The 15747-nt window shown below is 65.1% G+C and carries 17 protein-coding genes; 15 read left to right on the top strand and 2 right to left on the bottom strand.

The genetic code is table 11. The annotated features are described in order from the left end of the window. Nucleotides 1-692 precede the first annotated feature (692 nt). The 7 genes from HRV97_RS15580 to HRV97_RS15550 all read left to right on the top strand — a co-directional run bounded on the left by HRV97_RS15580 (nt 693) and on the right by HRV97_RS15550 (nt 5633). Entirely contained in the window at nt 693-2516 is a 1824-nt protein-coding gene (locus tag HRV97_RS15580) for a reverse transcriptase domain-containing protein (RefSeq protein ID WP_246248792.1), read from the top strand. An 89-nt stretch (nt 2517-2605) separates the two neighbouring features. After that, the gene (locus HRV97_RS15575; protein WP_126015260.1) at nt 2606-2803 is read left to right on the top strand and encodes a hypothetical protein; all 198 of its coding nucleotides are present in this window, start codon (nt 2606-2608) and stop codon (nt 2801-2803) included. A 42-nt stretch (nt 2804-2845) separates the two neighbouring features. Then, entirely contained in the window at nt 2846-3388 is a 543-nt protein-coding gene (locus tag HRV97_RS15570) for a hypothetical protein (RefSeq protein ID WP_116463091.1), read from the top strand. Between the two features lie 176 nt (nt 3389-3564). Beyond that, nucleotides 3565-4080 (top strand): DUF736 domain-containing protein, encoded by a 516-nt coding sequence (locus HRV97_RS15565; RefSeq protein ID WP_116732688.1) that lies wholly within the window; start codon nt 3565-3567, stop codon nt 4078-4080. A 314-nt stretch (nt 4081-4394) separates the two neighbouring features. Beyond that, the gene (locus tag HRV97_RS15560) at nt 4395-4850 is read left to right on the top strand and encodes a hypothetical protein (protein ID WP_133177355.1); all 456 of its coding nucleotides are present in this window, start codon (nt 4395-4397) and stop codon (nt 4848-4850) included. 161 nt (nt 4851-5011) lie between these two features. Then, nucleotides 5012-5224, top strand: coding sequence for a hypothetical protein (locus tag HRV97_RS15555; protein ID WP_133177356.1), 213 nt, complete (start codon nt 5012-5014; stop codon nt 5222-5224). Between the two features lie 61 nt (nt 5225-5285). Beyond that, the gene (locus HRV97_RS15550) at nt 5286-5633 is read left to right on the top strand and encodes a hypothetical protein (protein WP_116463107.1); all 348 of its coding nucleotides are present in this window, start codon (nt 5286-5288) and stop codon (nt 5631-5633) included. Here HRV97_RS15550 and HRV97_RS15545 read toward each other — a convergent pair. Further along, nucleotides 5630-5977, bottom strand: a complete 348-nt coding sequence (locus tag HRV97_RS15545; RefSeq protein WP_174195137.1) for a hypothetical protein — start codon at nt 5975-5977, stop codon at nt 5630-5632. The genes HRV97_RS15550 and HRV97_RS15545 overlap by 4 nt on opposite strands. A gap of 840 nt (nt 5978-6817) precedes the next feature. Between HRV97_RS15545 and HRV97_RS15540 the strand changes: the two genes are divergently transcribed. The 6 genes from HRV97_RS15540 to HRV97_RS15515 all read left to right on the top strand — a co-directional run bounded on the left by HRV97_RS15540 (nt 6818) and on the right by HRV97_RS15515 (nt 12075). Continuing rightward, complete coding sequence (locus HRV97_RS15540; RefSeq protein WP_174195136.1) at nt 6818-7276, top strand: DUF736 domain-containing protein; 459 nt, start codon at nt 6818-6820, stop codon at nt 7274-7276. Nucleotides 7277-7461: 185 nt separating this feature from the next. Further along, the gene (locus HRV97_RS15535; protein ID WP_016510755.1) at nt 7462-7674 is read left to right on the top strand and encodes a hypothetical protein; all 213 of its coding nucleotides are present in this window, start codon (nt 7462-7464) and stop codon (nt 7672-7674) included. A 658-nt stretch (nt 7675-8332) separates the two neighbouring features. Further along, complete coding sequence (locus HRV97_RS15530) at nt 8333-8671, top strand: single-stranded DNA-binding protein (RefSeq protein WP_016510750.1); 339 nt, start codon at nt 8333-8335, stop codon at nt 8669-8671. Between the two features lie 109 nt (nt 8672-8780). After that, nucleotides 8781-9182, top strand: coding sequence for a hypothetical protein (locus tag HRV97_RS15525; protein WP_116463103.1), 402 nt, complete (start codon nt 8781-8783; stop codon nt 9180-9182). Between the two features lie 518 nt (nt 9183-9700). Beyond that, on the top strand, nt 9701-10717 hold the full coding sequence (locus HRV97_RS15520; protein ID WP_056434716.1) for an SLOG family protein: 1017 nt from the start codon (nt 9701-9703) through the stop codon (nt 10715-10717). Nucleotides 10718-11697: 980 nt separating this feature from the next. Then, nucleotides 11698-12075 (top strand): hypothetical protein, encoded by a 378-nt coding sequence (locus HRV97_RS15515; protein WP_116463085.1) that lies wholly within the window; start codon nt 11698-11700, stop codon nt 12073-12075. Between the two features lie 149 nt (nt 12076-12224). On the opposite strand, the gene HRV97_RS15510 is transcribed toward HRV97_RS15515, so the two are convergent. Then, nucleotides 12225-12443: a hypothetical protein gene (locus HRV97_RS15510; RefSeq protein ID WP_016509334.1), complete on the bottom strand. Its 219-nt coding sequence runs from the start codon at nt 12441-12443 to the stop codon at nt 12225-12227. A gap of 545 nt (nt 12444-12988) precedes the next feature. Here HRV97_RS15510 and HRV97_RS15505 point away from each other — a divergent pair. Both HRV97_RS15505 and HRV97_RS15500 read left to right on the top strand, forming a co-directional pair. Then, complete coding sequence (locus HRV97_RS15505; RefSeq protein ID WP_174195134.1) at nt 12989-13279, top strand: ribbon-helix-helix domain-containing protein; 291 nt, start codon at nt 12989-12991, stop codon at nt 13277-13279. Further along, complete coding sequence (locus HRV97_RS15500; protein ID WP_174195133.1) at nt 13266-15746, top strand: type IV secretion system DNA-binding domain-containing protein; 2481 nt, start codon at nt 13266-13268, stop codon at nt 15744-15746. Before HRV97_RS15505 ends, HRV97_RS15500 begins: the two co-directional genes overlap by 14 nt. Nucleotide 15747: the final 1 nt, after the last annotated feature.

Raw genomic sequence — 15747 nt, 5'->3', positions numbered from 1 at the left:
TGGTGTGCGCCGTTGTGGCGCGAGAAAGGAGTGCGTCTGATGACGTGATGCTTGTTGGCAATGGCATCTGCCCACCGAGCTTACCGGTGCCCTCGGGCTGAAACTTCGAAAGGAGAACGGGACCATAGCATGCTCGGAAAAGGCCCAAAGTGAATAGTCGCATTGAAGCAACGGGTCAGGGCAAGACGGTTATGGTGAACGCTACACTGCGTGAAGCCCAATCTCTCGCGGCCTAAACCCTTGGCGGCGAGGAAAGCGACTGAAACCCCGCACCGACGCGTCGGGTCCACTCTACCAGCTCGGACCCGAGAAGCGGCCAAGTCCGTACCATCGACTTGACCGGCCAACCTTGTCGGCGTGACCTCCTTCGGAGGACTAGAGATGAAAAGGTCACCTAAGACCGTTAGCTTATCTCCTTTCACGCGTAACTACGGGACCGCCTGTAGCTGGTCGAGTTATCGACCTGTATGGCGGCGGAGCCGCAATATTACCCGAACACCCGGCGTAATTGCCGGGACAGCCCTTGCCTCGGTGAGGGACGGTCGGCCGTATAAGTTCGGGGTGACCCGAGCGAAAGCGCAACCGAGCGGGGGAAGTGCGGCAGCTTCGATCCAGCATCGAACCAGGGCGGAGGTCTGCTGATGCAACCCTGTGCCGCCTTGAAAAGGCTGGAATCACTTGGAACGATTGCCTTGACCGGCAAACGTGTGAACGGTGTGTTCCGACTGCTGCTATCCCGCTCCTTGTGGGTGGAAGCTTTGGGCCGCATCCAACAGAACCGTGGGGCAGAGACCCCCGGCATCGACCGTGAGGCCGTAACCGATCTCGACGAAAGCCGGATCGATGCGGTGATCGCGCAACTCTCGGCGGGCACGTATCGCCCGCAGCCGGTCAGGCGCGTCCACATCCCCAAGACCAACGGTAAAACAAGACCGCTCGGCATCCCGACTGCAACCGACCGACTGGTGCAGGAAGTGGTCAGGATGATCCTGAACGAAGTCTATGAACCGATCTTCTCTGATCGGTCACACGGCTTTCGACGGGGGCGGTCGTGTCACACGGCGCTCGACCATGTCCGCAAGACATGGAAGGGCGTGAAGTGGCTGATCGAAGTCGATGTCGAAGGATACTTCGACAACATCTCTCACGAGAAATTGTTGAGCCTGCTTGAACGTCGCATTGATGATAGGCGGTTTACCGCTCTCATCAGTGCGATGCTGAAGGCAGGGTATCTGGAGCAGCAGCGTTTCCACGAAACCTATAGTGGCACGCCGCAAGGAGGCATCGTCTCGCCTCTGCTCGCGAACGTCTACCTGCACGAGCTTGACCATTATGTGGAAGGGCTCGTCGCTGGCTTCGACAAGGGTGCCCAACGTCGCAAATCGGCGGAATACAGGCACCTTCAGCGCCGTTCCGAGTACGCCCGGAAGCGCGTGGCTGCGCTGCGTGACAAAGGGCAGGTTGATGAAATCCAACCATGGCTGGACCGAATAAAGGAGACGCTCGCGGCGATGCGCAAGCTACCCGCGACGGACCCGTTCGATCCAGACTTTCGACGCCTTCGCTACGTCCGGTACGCCGACGACTTCCTTCTGGGGGTTATCGGCAGCCGGGCCGAGGCCGAAGAGATCAAGGCCGCCATCGAGGGCTTCCTCGCGAGCGAGCTTGAGCTCCGAACGTCCCCGTTGAAAAGCGGGATCCGCGAGGCTCGGAAGGGAGCAAGGTTCCTTGGCTACGACGTGCGCACTCGCACGGCGTCCGACCGGCTCGTCAAACAACGGGCACGGACGGGCATCGTCGCAGTCAAGCGGACGGTGACGGATCAAATTCAGTTGCTGGTCCCGCGCGACAAGGTGCAATCGTTCAGCCAGAGGCACGGCTATGGTCAGTTCGACTTGGGACGGGCTGTGCACCGTCCGGGCCTGCTTCACATGGATGATGCGGAGATCGTCAAGGTCTACAACGCCGAACTTCGCGGCTTTGCAAATTACTATGCCTTGGCCGTGGATGTGAAAGGCGCACTCAACAAGCTCGAGTTTCTCTGGCGCGGTAGTCTGTTCAAGACGCTCGCGCACAAGCATCGGACAAGCCTAATGGCTTCGCTCCGGCGCCTCAGGGTTGGCCCGGGCAGGTACGTAGTGCGTATCGGCGTTGGGAGGGATGAGAAGAGGAGGATCGCGGTTTGGCGACTGGCGGAACTCGATCGTAGGCCGGTGTTCTGGCCGTCGGTCGACAACACGCCTCGCACGGAAGCTCTTCGGTTAAGCAGGACCAACCTGACTGACCGAGTGCTCGCCCAAGCATGCTCCGCATGTGGCGGCACCGATGGACCGTTCCATCTTCACCACAGCAACCCCGTGCGTCGCATGAGGGATGGGCCGGTGTTCCGGAGGCTTCACGCCGAACGGGCCCGGAAGACGAGGCCGCTTTGCGCGCCCTGTCATCAACTCCTTCATGCAGGGAAGCTGCCGGACTTTCGTTCTACAGTGCCCGGAGCGGAGAGCCGGATGCAGTGAAAGTTGCACGTCCGGTTCGGAGGGGGGCAGTGGGGTGTTCTCTCGTAGACGCCACCCTGCCTACCCTACGGTACGATAGCGGCACCTTCGTGCGCGCGATCGCCATCCACTTCGACGACGAGGCCGCGATCGCGGCGCAGCGTCGCGCAAACCGCCTCCTCGAGCGCCTGCAGCGACACAAGCCGGAGGTCTCGTCGGTGATCTACGACGGCGGACGCTACCGCGCCTACACCTTCTCGGGCCTGCCGCCCGAGCGCTTCCCGGCCCAGCGCCCGCTTTATTCCTGACCGCGACCGCGGTCGCCTTCCCCGAACCTGAAGGAAACGGTCATGCACCGCGTCCACTATTACGACACCAGCGCAGCCGCCTACGAAGCGTGCCTCGACGAGAGCCCCTGCATCGTGGAGGGCGATGTCCTCGCCGTCATTTCCGAAGGCGTCATCGGCCTGGCATCGAGCGACCCGCTCGCGGTTACCATCGGCGCCGGAGCGCTGCGCTCGCTCGCGCCCATGTCGTCTGCGGCGATCCTGCGGGAGACGGTCCACGACGCCGACCAGTGGCGGCACGCCGTCGAGCTCGCGCTTGCGCACCATCTGCCGATCGCACCGCATTTCCTGCCCTTCGCCCTGCGGTGCGTGCCGCTCTCCCCGTCACAGACGGTCGTCGCACTCACCCTCGACGATGTGATGATGGCAATCGACGCGATCCGGCACCGGGAGACCCAGCTGACGAAGCGCGCGGCGCTTATCGACGCGGAGAGTTCGCACGGACTGTTTCTGGCGTCTGCCTTGCGCAAACTGGCGACCGCCCGGCGTCACCTCGAGCGCCATCCTCCGGCGACGATCCCGGAACACCCCTGCGGTCCACCGTAACGGCGACACCGTGCCAAGCACGTCGCCCAGGGTCGCTCCAAGGCATCCACCGCCGCGCGATAAGCGCGTCGGTGAGGGGCGCTTGCGCGCCCTGCCCGGCCGAAGGGCCGGGGAGGAGAGAGGGATTAAAGATGGTGTCGAGGACATGGGGTCCAGCCGACACAGGAGACGTTACGATGAACATCGGTCAGATCAAGCAGAACGACGCCGGCATCTTCATGGGCCGCATCTCGACGCTCGCGGTTGCGATGACGATCGCGCTGAAGCCGGTGCAGTCCGCCAACCCGCGCGCGCCGCGCTACGAGATCCACGCGCTGACCCCCGGCCGCACCTGGGTGCAGGTCGGCGCCTTCTTCGAACTCAACTCGAACAACACCGGCGAGGCGTTCCTCAATGGCCGCATCGACGATCCCTCGCTCGCTCAGCCGCTCCAGGTCTCGGCCTTCCGACAGGAGGACGGTTCGTACAACATCGTCTGGCAGCGCGCGCAGAAGCGTCGCGACGTGACCAGCGCGCTCGGCATCAAGTCGGACGAGGATCCCGCTCCGCCGTTCGGCGCCGACGGCTCGAGCGACGACGCCGGGATGAGCGGCAGCGCCGGCGCCGGCGACGACGGCCTCGGCGAGACCACCGCCCCCGTCGAGGAAACCACGCGCCGCAGCCGCGGCAAGCGCGTCACCGAGAACGCCTGATCCCCTCCCGGTGCCGCTCGCTCCCTCGCGGCACCGGCAGACGTCGCAGGCTCCCCCCACTCCCTGCGCGTCACTCGGGCGATGCCTCCCCCGGCATCGCCCTTTTTTTGCTCAAAGGGAGACAGGCATCGAAACGGACCCAAAACCGTCTTGCATCTTCGGCATAACTAGATTCTGCTGCATCAATGACCCTTAATAGAAACAGTCTTTCAACCTTTTAGCCGAAGGGAAGGGGGGTGGCGGTGGATAGCTGGACGAATGGTGCCGAAGGACCGCTCAAGACCAGCGCGCCACGATATCCACGAGGTGCCACCATGGCTGACCGCGTATCTGTCTCAATTTCGATCGGTGGAAGACTTTCCGCTGATCTTCTCGGCGAGCTCATCGAAAAGGCTAACGCCGAAAACCTTTCCACCGAGTGGGACGGCGAGCCTTTCACCGCCAACGACCTACCCGACGGTGAACCACTCGTGCTGCGCGGCCACGAGATCGCAAACGGCAAGATCGACGAGATCGAGGACTTCTGCTGCACGAACGACCTGCCGTTCTGGCGCTGGTCGGGCGGCGCGCCGGGTTCCTTCCCCGCCGAGATCGTCATCTGGAAGGGCGTGGGCGAGCGTCGCGCCTTCACCGCCGACGAAGACGGCCGCCCCGTCCTGACATCCGACGAAGCCGGCGAGATCGCGACCCTCGACGACCTGCGGGAGCATTTCGCCACTGGCGCGTACCTTCCGCCACCCTTCGTGCTGGTTCCCACAACCGCAGGGTAAAATCACGCCTCACCTGATCGGATCGCACCGCCTCGTCTGTCGCGCGTCGGTCGCTGTCGGTCACGATGGCTCGCCAGGCACTGCTCGCTCGCGTCGTGGCGAACCCTGTGGGTCGCCCACTTGCTACGCCTCGCATGTGCCGGCCTTCGCTGGAAATCACCATGCCCATTCAAACCCTTCACCAGTCGCTATCGTTCGACACGATCATCAAGGATCACCCAGATCGCGCCAGTGCCGAGGCACACATGGCCAAGACGTTGCGCGAGTACGGCGACTGGCCCGCGGACGCGGCAGCAGCTGCCGCACGCGATGGCCGCACCGTCCTCGTCATCGATAACGGCGACGACGAGACGATCGCCATTCGCGTCACCTGACCAGTAGCTCTGGCGGCTGCGGTCGCCTGCCCATACGATGGCTCATCCGAGAGGCCCGATCATGCTCAACCTCATTCCCATCGCGGTGCTGATCCTGTTTCTGGCAGGCGCGCTCTTCTTGTTCGCACGACGACGAGTGCCCTTCAGCTTTGTGATCCTCGCCGCAGGCCTAGGTGCAGTCTCCATCGCACTTTGGCCCTTCGGGCCTGTGAGCGCGACGGGCGAGCGCGACGCGATCGTCCTGTCCCGAGCCGGACCCCTCGGAGCGCAGGCCTACCGGACAGCCATGGTCGATGGTCGGATCACCCACACCGAGTTGTCCGCTATCCGGGAGGCGGCAGGTCGCGACATAGACGCCGAGTTCGGCCTAACCGCCCCGAACGGCGAGAAGACTCACTCTCGGCCCTAGAAGGCTTTCCCACCAGTCGTCGGCATGCTGCCCGACGAACGCGGTCCGCGGTTGATCGGCGACTTGTCGTTCGGGTCACGAGGAACGAACGAGAAGCGATCGCCGACCAGCTTCCCGCCGTCGATCTTATAGGTCCCGCCGAGCGAGTTGCCGCTCAAGATGACGGTGTCTCCACTGACCTCGTAGCTACCGCTCGCGCCGCTCGACAGCGAGAAGGTCTTGTCACCAAAGGTCGCGACCACGCCCGGCACGGGGCCGTTGACCATGTTGTACGTGCCCTCGACCGACTTGCTGCAGCCCGCCAGAGCAAATGCGCCGATGATCGCCAGCATCGCGTTTCTCATGTCGCTTCCCCCCAATCGTGTCGGCCAAGATCGTCCGGCCATAACGAGTCGGCGAGTTGGCCGCCAGAACGTGCCCGGCACCGCAGCTACATCGGTGACCTTCAAGCCTTTTCAGGGCGCCCGCCCTACGGGCGGGACCGGGCTCTAGCCGGCTTCGCCGCCCGGAGCCCCTCGCGGGTCTCCGCCCTGCCGGGTGACGATCCCTCGCTGTCGGCACGGCTCGCTCGCTGCGTGAAGGCCCTGCGAGGGCCTATCACTTGCTACGCCTCGCGCGCGCCGATCGGCATCGCTGCCTCAATCCACCGTCCGGTGACGCTCTGGGCTGCGTCAATCACCCACCCGACAACCACCAGCGACAGGACGGTAACGATCGCGACACCCACTGGCTCAACGCTCGGCGGAATGGTCGACCGCACTAGACCAATAGACCAGACCGCGAATGCAGCACCCGCTGCAACCACCGCGGCAACTATAAGCGCTCCACGAAAGATACGAGAGTACATCGGCAGACTCCGCTTTCGGCTTGCCGAACGTGCTGCGACCCGCTCAGCAACGTTACTATAGAGGACGTCGCCACATCCTCCACATAAATTGTAGGCCGGAACGTGCGTGGTACGGCTGCTTATGCGAGCGACTCCCCAAACTCGATTTACTCAAGGGAGCTGCAGCGCGTCCCCTTGGAACAGTCATGAATCGTCTCCTGCGGTCCACCACCGCCGCGCGATAAGCGCGTCGGTGAGGGGCGCTTGCGCGCCCTGCCCGGCCGAAGGGCCGGGGAGGAGAGAGGGATTAAAGATGGTGTCGAGGACATGGGGTCCAGCCGACACAGGAGACGTTACGATGAACATCGGTCAGATCAAGCAGAACGACGCCGGCATCTTCATGGGCCGCATCTCGACGCTCGCGGTTGCGATGACGATCGCGCTGAAGCCGGTGCAGTCCACCAACCCGCGCGCGCCGCGCTACGAGATCCACGCGCTGACTCCCGGCCGCACCTGGGTGCAGGTCGGCGCCTTCTTCGAACTCACGTCGAACAACACCGGCGAGGCGTTCCTCAACGGCCGCATCGACGATCCCTCGCTCGCCCAGCCGCTGCAGGTCTCGGCCTTCCGGCAGGAGGACGGCTCGTACAACATCGTCTGGCAGCGCGCGCAGAAGCGCCGCGACGTGACCAGCGCGCTCGGCATCAAGTCGGACGAGGACCCCGCTCCGCCGTTCGGCGCCGACGGCTCGGCCTCCGGCCTGCCTGCCGGCGACGGCCTCGGCGAGAGCACCGCCCCGGTCGAGGAGGTCGCCTGATCGAACACCGGGCGGCGCGCACGCGTCGCCCCCGCACTCCCTCGACTGGGATCGCTTCGACACCCGGAGCGGTCCCCGTCGACGTGCCGGATGCTTCGCGCATTTCGGGCTGCGCTCGCCCTTTCCAACATTGGGCCAGCGCGGCACTTCAATCGTTCACTGTTCCACGCTATATGGAGGCTACCATGGCGACCGTCGCACCAGATCCGCAACTCGATATCCGCGAGCAGCTCGCGCGGATCGACAAGATGCAGGTCGAGATCCAGAAGACGCAGGCGGACCTCGCCAAGACCAAGCTCGAGGTGCGCTTCTTCCCCGGGACCCTGTTCTTTCAGGCGACCTTGGCTGCTGCCGCCCTCCTGACGGCCGGCGCCGCGATCGGCAAGCTCTTCGGCTGATCGCCAGGACCGACGCTGCCGCGTCGGTCCCTGTCTCGATCGCCCTCGCTCCTCCCGGGATAGCCCCGCAAGCACTACCCGAACCCAGCGGACCAGCGAAGACGCGTCGATCAGGCTGCTCCCGCCTCATCCGCGGCCGACCTTCACCTCAGCGTGTCCCGACGGCTCCGGCGAGGCGCCCAATCGACGGCGACCTTGTGATATTCGGCCTCCCTATCGGCGACGTCCTCGGCTGTGTGGTCCACTCATGCCCAGCTCGGGGCAGTCATGGGCGCTGCCGCGCCCGACGCTGGTGGCGAGCTTCACCGCGTGCCGATTCGTCCGGGCAGGCGGATCAGGCGGCCAATCCTGCCGGTCCACGGAGCCTGTTCATGGCGTCCGCTCCGACATCTTGGCTGCTACCAGGCGTCTCATCCGCCGGGTCGTGTCACCTGCGAGCCGGCCCGGCACCGCGCAACCCCTTTGGCAGGGCCGTGTTGCCGCGCTGAAGCGCGGCTGCCCGCACCACCCCTGCAAAAGAGGTTTCCCTCCAGGTCGACCGCGCTCGTCGCCTGCGCGACGATCCCGGCCGCCCCTCCGGTGCGCAGCACCGCGCCAGCTCGCTCATCGGTGACACCGGCGGACGATCCGCCCGACATCACCCGAGGGAGCTATCGCCATGAACAACGTGAACCTGATCGGCCGCCTGACCCGCACCCCAGAACTGCGCGCGGTGAACCCCACCACCAACGTCGCCACGATCTTCGTCGCGACCGACCGCCCCAAGCTGAACAAGGATGGCCACACCTACAAGGGCGAGGACGGCTTCACCGTCAAGGAGACCGAATACCACAAGGTCACCTGCTTCAACGGCCTCGCCAAGGCTGTCGCCGGCAACCGCAAGAAGGGCGACCTGATCGCGATCGAGGGTCGCCTCCACTACACCCGCTGGCAGGACGCCGAGGGCAACGACCGCTACGGCTGCGAGATCATCGCCGACCGCGCCGAGTTCTACTGACCCGCCGGGTTCGGGCGGCGCCTCGCGGCGCCGCCCTTTTCGCGTGCTCACGCCTCAACCGGCGAGCCCCCCCTTCGCACCTGTCCCAAGATTCCGGAGGAAACCCGCGATGCGCGCGCAGCACGACATGTTCGATCCTCAGCCCGACAGTGGCTCCGTTGCTTTGGCCGAGAACCAACCTGACGACGGCCCCGAGGCACCTCGACAGGAGCCGCTTGCTGCACCCTGCGGCTTCCGCGATCGGAGCAACCAGCCCTGCGCACGGCTCGCCACCAAGCCGCTCTCTATCGACGGCGTCCAGCTGGTCTGCCGCGGCATCCCCATGCTGCTCTGCGACCCGGCGTGCTTCCGTGGCTCCTCGCAAGCCGACGACCATCGCGAGAGCGAGCCCGGTGACCCAGCCAGCTCGGGTGACGATCCCAACATGGGGCTCGATCCGGATGATCCGGGCTACGACGAAACATGGGGTGAGGGCGCGTGGGAGCGCGACGACGGGCAGGATGCCCAATAGAGCGGCAGGGAAGGGGTTGGCGGGGCGTCCCGCCTTGTGGGCGGGACCGGGCTCTCATCGGCCCTGACGGGCCTTACGGAGCCCCCTGAAGGGGTCTCCGCCCTCCGGGTATCGATCCCTTTGCCGACGCCGGGGCGTCCTGCGCGCGAGCGACGGCAGCAGAGCTGCCTAGCGGTGCTGCGGCCTGGCGGCCACAGCACCGCCGCTCGTGCTCGGATCACCCCGGCGCACCCGCCCCAAACCAATATTTTCTCTCTCTGTGATGTGGAAGTTTGGCATGCGGGGTTGGCGAACCGTCAAGGACGAGCGGTGCCCCCAATTTTCACGACCCCCGCCACTCCGCTTCGCTCCATTCTGGGGGCCGAGAAAATCGGCTCCCCCACTCGCGAGCGTTAACCGGGGTCCACGCCCGATGGGCGCGGCTTCCCGGTTAACGTCCCTGACGGCCCTGACCGCCGCATGCCGAGTGAGATTCCTCACCGAGAAGAAGGTGAGATTTTCAACTCATGGAGGCTATCATGACCAACACTTTCCGCAGCTTCTCCGACGCCGCCCGCGCGATGAACGAGGTCCGGATGAACGACAGCGTCTTGAACATCGACGCTGAGACGCAGCAGACCTACGACGGCGCCTTCGTGGAGAGCAGCGAGATGGCCAAGCTGACCGTCTTCAACGCCCCCGAGAAGCTGGACATGCCCGACCCGGAGATGGCCGCCGCAGCCGTCGACCTCATGCTGCGGACGGTGTTCGACGTCACGCGCGACACCCGCATGGAAGAGTTTGCCGCCGACATCGCATGGGGCATCGTCAACTCCTTCCACATGGTGACCAAGCGCATCGAGGGACGCGAGGACGACGCCGCCCGCAAGCTGAAGGACATGGTGGAAGCGTACGACCCCAGCGAGATCTACGCCGTCGAACTCGAGGACACGCAGCTCCTCTGCCAGACGCTGGAGGGTTGCGCCGAAGCGATGCGGTGCATGCGAGACCACGCCGGGGAGGTGTTCCGCGTGGAGACGGGTCGCCCCTTCAACACGATCCGCGGCAGCCGGGTCTCCTCCAAGCTCACCGCGTCGGTCATCGACGGGAAGGATTACCTCGCCGCCCGCGCCGCCAAACGCCGGGAAGAGCACGCCCCGACCGGCCCGATTGTCGCCTTCTCGGGTGGACAGGTCTGGCACGACCACGAGCAGCTCTTCGACCGCCTCGACCAGATCAAGCGTCGGATCCCGGCGATGGTCCTGATGACCACCGGCATGAACAAGGGTGCGGACGCCGTCGCAGCCGCGTGGGCGTCGTCGCGGCAGGTCAAGCTGGTGCGCATGATGCTGGAGACGCGGTACGGTCCGAAGGCGGCTTTCCTCCGCAACGACCGCATCGCCAACCAGCGCCCGGTTGAAGCGATCGTCTGCGAAGGCTCGGGCGTCCAGTCCGACTTCGCCCGGAAGATGCGGACCGCCGGCGTGCCGCTCCACGTCTTCCGTCTCGCCGAGCAGGCCCCGATGGCTCCCGCAGCGCGCAGCCGTCGCGCCTGACGCACCCGTTGGAGGGGCTCCGGGCAACCGGAGCCTCTCCCCTTTTTTACGTCGCCCTGGGCGGCGCTCAGGGGCATCGAGCCCCCTCGCGCCGCGGGGACTGACCTAGCGGTCGAGACTTCACCACGGATGGCCGCACCGGCTCGCTCGCATCGCGGCCGCGCCGTCGCTCGTCACGCTCGCTACGCCTCGGCCGGTGCGGCTCGGAGCTAGCTTCCGCCCGGTCTCCCGGCACGGCTCGCTGGCGGGCGTGGCGATGCCGTCGCATCGCCAACGCTGCCGCTGCGCATCGCGCCGTGCCGATCGCCCCAGCGGACGCCGCACCGGCACTGCTCGCTCGCGTCACGGCGACCCCGTCGGGTCGCCAGTTCGCTACGCCTCGCGCGCCGGCGATCCGACCCCTCGCGGCAGACCCGCACCGGCTCGCTCGCATCGCGGCCGCGCCGTCGCGCGTCACGCTCGCTACGCCTCGACCGGTGCGGGAGCCGACTTCAAGCGCATTCCGTTAAGACCTGCACGCTAGCGGGCTGTCGTCCACGGCCGACCGGGGGATGACGGCCCGGCCAGCTGGCAAGGGGCACCCGGGATCTGCCGCTGCCACATTGGCGACCGCATCCGCGCTGAAAGGGGCTTCGGGTCGGCCGTGGACACGCACGCCTGCTCCGCCTCCCGGCACGGCTCGCTGGCGGGCGTGGCGATGCCGTCGCATCGCCAACGCTACCGCTGCGCATCGCGCCGTGCCGATCGCTCAGCGGAGCCCGCGCCGGCACTGCTCGCTCGCGTCACGGCGACCCCGTCGGGTCGCCGGTTCGCTACGCCTCGCGCGCCGCTACCAGCGCCACTCGACGCACGACCTTGCTGCGCCATCGTGACGATCAATCCCGGTCCTTTGGACCGACGATCCCGGCGACGTCCGGGCGACCCTAACGGGTCGAGGGAAGGAGGCTTTGCGCCGGTGATTCCACTCGGGAGGCAAAGCCATGTCGATCACCTTCTTCCTCAGCGCCGGCGCCCAGCGCGACGCGAAGCCCGCGACGGTCACCGCACGCCAGCTCGCCGCCTTTCGGGCCTTCGCTCGCGAACGCGGCGAACTCCTCGATCACGACGATGAAGACCCGCTAGTCGCATGCAGCTTCGAGGCTCGCGTTTGCCCCTGGTCGCTGGCCAGCATTTGCGCGCTCTTCGACTACGACGAGGGCGTGATCGCGGTTGTCGAGGAGGCACAGTTTCGTGGTCTCAACGTGCGCTTCGACCGCGACGACGCCACCCGATCGATCTCGCTTTGCGTCGCCAGCACGCCCGATGGAAGCGACCGACAATCACGAGCTGCGCGTGGTCTGGGGATAGCCTCCACCTAGATCATCGCAGGGGGAGGGCGGGACGTACCCGCTCTCCCTTTTTTTGCCTGCGGGGCTTCAGTTCTCGATCACGAAAAAGGGGAGGGCCTTGCGGCCTCTCCCCTCTTCTTTTGCCCGACAGGCTTCAGCCTGCCAGCGCATCGGTCCTGCTACGCTGCAAGCCGCTTCGCGACCTCAGCGACACCCATCGACTTTACCGCCCCGAGGATAGACCGAATCTGCTCGGCGTCGCCCTTGAGCAACCCCGATTTCTCGACCTCCTTCAGAAGCTCAGAGCGCTCCCTCTCGGCAAGCTGACGACGCCGCTCTTCCAGCTTCCGTCCTTCTGCCGCCAGCTGCTCGCGTTCCTGCTCGATTGTACGTGCCATTGCCGTCCCTTTTTCTGATCGGTTGACAGCCTCCGACACCCACGATGACAGGCCGCACGACCGACCGCAAGCGAGAGCTATTCAGACGGGCTTTGGCCGTCAGGATCGGCACCGATGATCCGAGCTATGCCGGATCATCGGATAGGCTGCGACGGACCTCGCCTGCGGCGGGTGCGTCGTGGGTCGGGATCGCTTCGCATGTTCGCCGGAGACACGCCTTGGATCAGTCCGCCTCCGGCGATTGCCCCTCAGGACTCCGATCGAACATGGAGACGAAGAGCGATGATGCCCTCAACCCCACGACAGTCCCTAGGATTAGCACACCCTATGCGGCGACCGCAGGTGTAAGTGCCTGAAAAGCCTCGTGTATTCTGTGGTGATACCGTAGTCGTATGTAATACGCCTTCTCGAAACCAGGTAAACCGCCGATTTCCCGCGGAAATCGCTGTAGTTGCTGGTAACACAGAAACCATCTTCCGTCGGCGAGCGAAGGCAGCTAAGCTGCGGTTTCCGAAACCCCCACCATCCAAAGTTTGGATGGTGCTATGTCGAACCCACCTATCACGCTGCGTCTGTCCGACGACCAGCGAGCGGCCATCGAGCGTGCGGCCTCTGACCGAGGAATATCCCGGTCCGAGATCATCCGCCTGGCGCTGATTTTCGGGGTGCCGCTCGCAGCGGCCAGCCACTCATTCAACGTCAGCCGAGTGCTCCTCATCCTGGAGCAGCTTTCGGCCTCGATGGACCTCATCGTGACCCGGGAACACCCGGACTACGCCGAGAAGATTATCGACATCGCCCAGGAGCGCGTGGAGGCCCACCATGCGCAACGGTGACATCCGTTTCAACGGCCAGGCCGCAGTCGTCGAGCACGCCTCCGCGCGCGGCCGGATCACCCGCAACTCAAGCAATTTCACGCGCGGTTCGCAGCTGCTTTCGAGCCAGTACAAGATGGCTTGGGCGGCCACCCTTGTGCCGGTCTGGATCTGGCTCGGCAGCTTCATCGTGCTGTTCAACATCATGGTCTGGCTCGGCCTCGCCGAGCACGAGTTCCAACTCGACCTGATGAAGCTCTACTCGGCGGTCTGGACATGGGTGGGTGGCGACCGCTTCCACCTCATCAACCTGACCCTTCCGAACGGCTCCGTGACCAAGGTCCCGATCGGCTACGTCCCCTACGAGCCGCATGTCGTTCACGCCTGGCATCAGACGGTCAAAATCTTCCTGATCACGCTGGTGATGGCGACCGCGGTCGCAGCCCCGTTGATCAGCTGGTTCATTACCTGGGCGAACAAGCGCGGACGCGACGTTTTGACCGAGCGACACAACCGCGGATCGATGCTCGTCGCCCGCGATCTGCTGCTCGACAATGTCCGCCGGCACAATCTCACGCAGTTCCGCAAGGAATGCGCCGAACACGACCCGCCCTACGATCCGAAACTCGTCGCCAAGGCCCCGATCATCGATCGCGTCGACGAAGGCATTCACGTCCCATATTCCATCGCCGGCATCCCCTATCCGTGGCGCCTCGAGCAGAGCCACACGATGCTGATCGGCACGACCGGCACCGGCAAGACGACACAGCTTCGCAGCCACGTTTCGCAGATCCGAGCACGCGGCCATCGCGCGGTCATTTTCGACCTCACCGGCGTGTTCGTTGAGACGTTCTTCGACCCCGAAACCGACGTCATTCTCAACCCGATGGACGAGCGCTGCGCGCCGTGGACACTGTTCGACGAGTGCCGGAACTATGCCGATTTCGTCTCGGCAGCCGCGGCTCTCATTCCGTCCCATCCCGACGACAAAGAGCCGTTCTGGCAGAACGCCGCACGCATGCTTTTCATCGAAATGTGCCTGAAGCTTCAGGAGGCGGGAGAGGGCAACAATGCCGCCATTGCCCACCACCTGATGACGGCCGATCTCAAGAAGATCCATGCACAGCTGGAGGACACTGTCGCCGCGCCGCTGACGACCGAAAAGGCCGCCCGCATGGCGGAGTCGATCCGATCGGTTCTGAACGTCAATGGACAGGCCCTGCGCTTCATGCCGGACCCGGTCGAAGGCGGACCTCCGGCGTTCTCGATCCGCGACTGGATCGCGACCGACAATCGCGACGGCTCGATCATGTTCATCACCGGCTCGTACAACGACCTGGAGATGACCCGCGGCCTGTTCACGCTGTGGATCGACCTGGCCGTCAACAACCTGATGCGCCTGCCGAAAACTCGCGATCTACGCACCTGGTATCTCTTTGACGAGGTCCACGCGCTCCACGCCCTTCCCGGCATCGAGCACGGCCTGCAGTCCGCCCGCAATTTCGGCGGGGCATTCGTTCTCGGCATCCACTCGTTCGACAAGCTCGTCGCCACCTATGGACTCCAAAACGCGACCGCCCTGACGGGCCTCGCGCGCACCAAGCTTATCCTCGCCACGGCAGACCGTACGACCGCGGAGAAGTGCTCGGAGTTCATCGGTAATCGCGAGGTCCGGCAAGTCGATGAGGCGTACAGCTACGGCTACAACAACACCCGCGACGCCTCGACCCTGACGCCTCGCACGGCGGTCGAACCGCTGGTGCTGCCCGACGACATTACCGACCTGCCGTCGCTCAATGGCTTCGTCAAATTTCCGGAAGGCTTCCCCGCCGCTCGGATAAAGCTGACCTACAAGTCCTACCCCGAGGTCGCACCCGGCTCGGTGCCTCGTAAAGACTTCAAGCCCACTCCCTACGTTTCGCCGGAAGAGCGGCGGAAACGTGCAGCCCAGAACAATGGCGCGGATGAAGGAGGTGAGGGTGGCCGCGAGCATACGCCCACGCGGCCGGTAGGAGGCGTGGAAGAGCGCGGCGAGAACGAGCCGGAGCAGACGACACCGGAGCCTCGCAAGGGCCAGAGCGAGGCGGAAAAAGCGGCTGCGGCGATGGACGTCGTCGGTGCGACCCAGGTCGCTCTGGACCAGATCCCGGGCCGGGCTGTCGGCGGGTCACCGCAAGCCACCGCACCCGCGCCGTCCAACGATGAGAAGGAGGCATCGCTTCCGAAGGTTCAGGCAGCTCGGGCGGGGCTCCGCCTTGCCGATCCCGGCGTGGGACGCACCCTCGATCCTGACCAGCAGGCGGCGCATGGCGATGTCGGTCGCTCCACCGGAAACCCGATCCTCGATCGCCTCGACGGCGACCGCCACGAGGACCAGTCGATGCGCGAATTGCGCGACGGCTTCGCCACCGATCGCAACGGCGACCATCATCAACGTCATCACGGTCACGATCATTCGCCCGCAATTGACGACGACATGGAGATGTAAG

The sequence above is a fragment of the Sphingomonas hominis genome (assembly GCF_013328205.1).
In the GTDB taxonomy this organism is placed as follows: domain Bacteria; phylum Pseudomonadota; class Alphaproteobacteria; order Sphingomonadales; family Sphingomonadaceae; genus Sphingomonas; species Sphingomonas hominis.
This window is presented reverse-complemented; position numbering and strand designations above follow the sequence as displayed.

Excerpts from the sequence above, each read along its gene's own strand:
- HRV97_RS15565 (WP_116732688.1), top strand. The coding sequence starts at position 3,565 with ATGAACATCGGTCAGATCAAGCAGAACGACGCCGGCATCTTCATGGGC.
- HRV97_RS15525 (WP_116463103.1), top strand. The coding sequence starts at position 8,781 with ATGCGCGCGCAGCACGACATGTTCGATCCTCAGCCCGACAGTGGCTCC.
- HRV97_RS15560 (WP_133177355.1), top strand. The coding sequence starts at position 4,395 with ATGGCTGACCGCGTATCTGTCTCAATTTCGATCGGTGGAAGACTTTCC.
- HRV97_RS15505 (WP_174195134.1), top strand. The coding sequence starts at position 12,989 with ATGTCGAACCCACCTATCACGCTGCGTCTGTCCGACGACCAGCGAGCG.
- HRV97_RS15530 (WP_016510750.1), top strand. The coding sequence starts at position 8,333 with ATGAACAACGTGAACCTGATCGGCCGCCTGACCCGCACCCCAGAACTG.
- HRV97_RS15500 (WP_174195133.1), top strand. The coding sequence starts at position 13,266 with ATGCGCAACGGTGACATCCGTTTCAACGGCCAGGCCGCAGTCGTCGAG.
- HRV97_RS15545 (WP_174195137.1), bottom strand. The coding sequence starts at position 5,977 with ATGAGAAACGCGATGCTGGCGATCATCGGCGCATTTGCTCTGGCGGGC.
- HRV97_RS15550 (WP_116463107.1), top strand. The coding sequence starts at position 5,286 with ATGCTCAACCTCATTCCCATCGCGGTGCTGATCCTGTTTCTGGCAGGC.
- HRV97_RS15540 (WP_174195136.1), top strand. The coding sequence starts at position 6,818 with ATGAACATCGGTCAGATCAAGCAGAACGACGCCGGCATCTTCATGGGC.
- HRV97_RS15515 (WP_116463085.1), top strand. The coding sequence starts at position 11,698 with ATGTCGATCACCTTCTTCCTCAGCGCCGGCGCCCAGCGCGACGCGAAG.
- HRV97_RS15555 (WP_133177356.1), top strand. The coding sequence starts at position 5,012 with ATGCCCATTCAAACCCTTCACCAGTCGCTATCGTTCGACACGATCATC.
- HRV97_RS15520 (WP_056434716.1), top strand. The coding sequence starts at position 9,701 with ATGACCAACACTTTCCGCAGCTTCTCCGACGCCGCCCGCGCGATGAAC.
- HRV97_RS15570 (WP_116463091.1), top strand. The coding sequence starts at position 2,846 with ATGCACCGCGTCCACTATTACGACACCAGCGCAGCCGCCTACGAAGCG.
- HRV97_RS15510 (WP_016509334.1), bottom strand. The coding sequence starts at position 12,443 with ATGGCACGTACAATCGAGCAGGAACGCGAGCAGCTGGCGGCAGAAGGA.
- HRV97_RS15535 (WP_016510755.1), top strand. The coding sequence starts at position 7,462 with ATGGCGACCGTCGCACCAGATCCGCAACTCGATATCCGCGAGCAGCTC.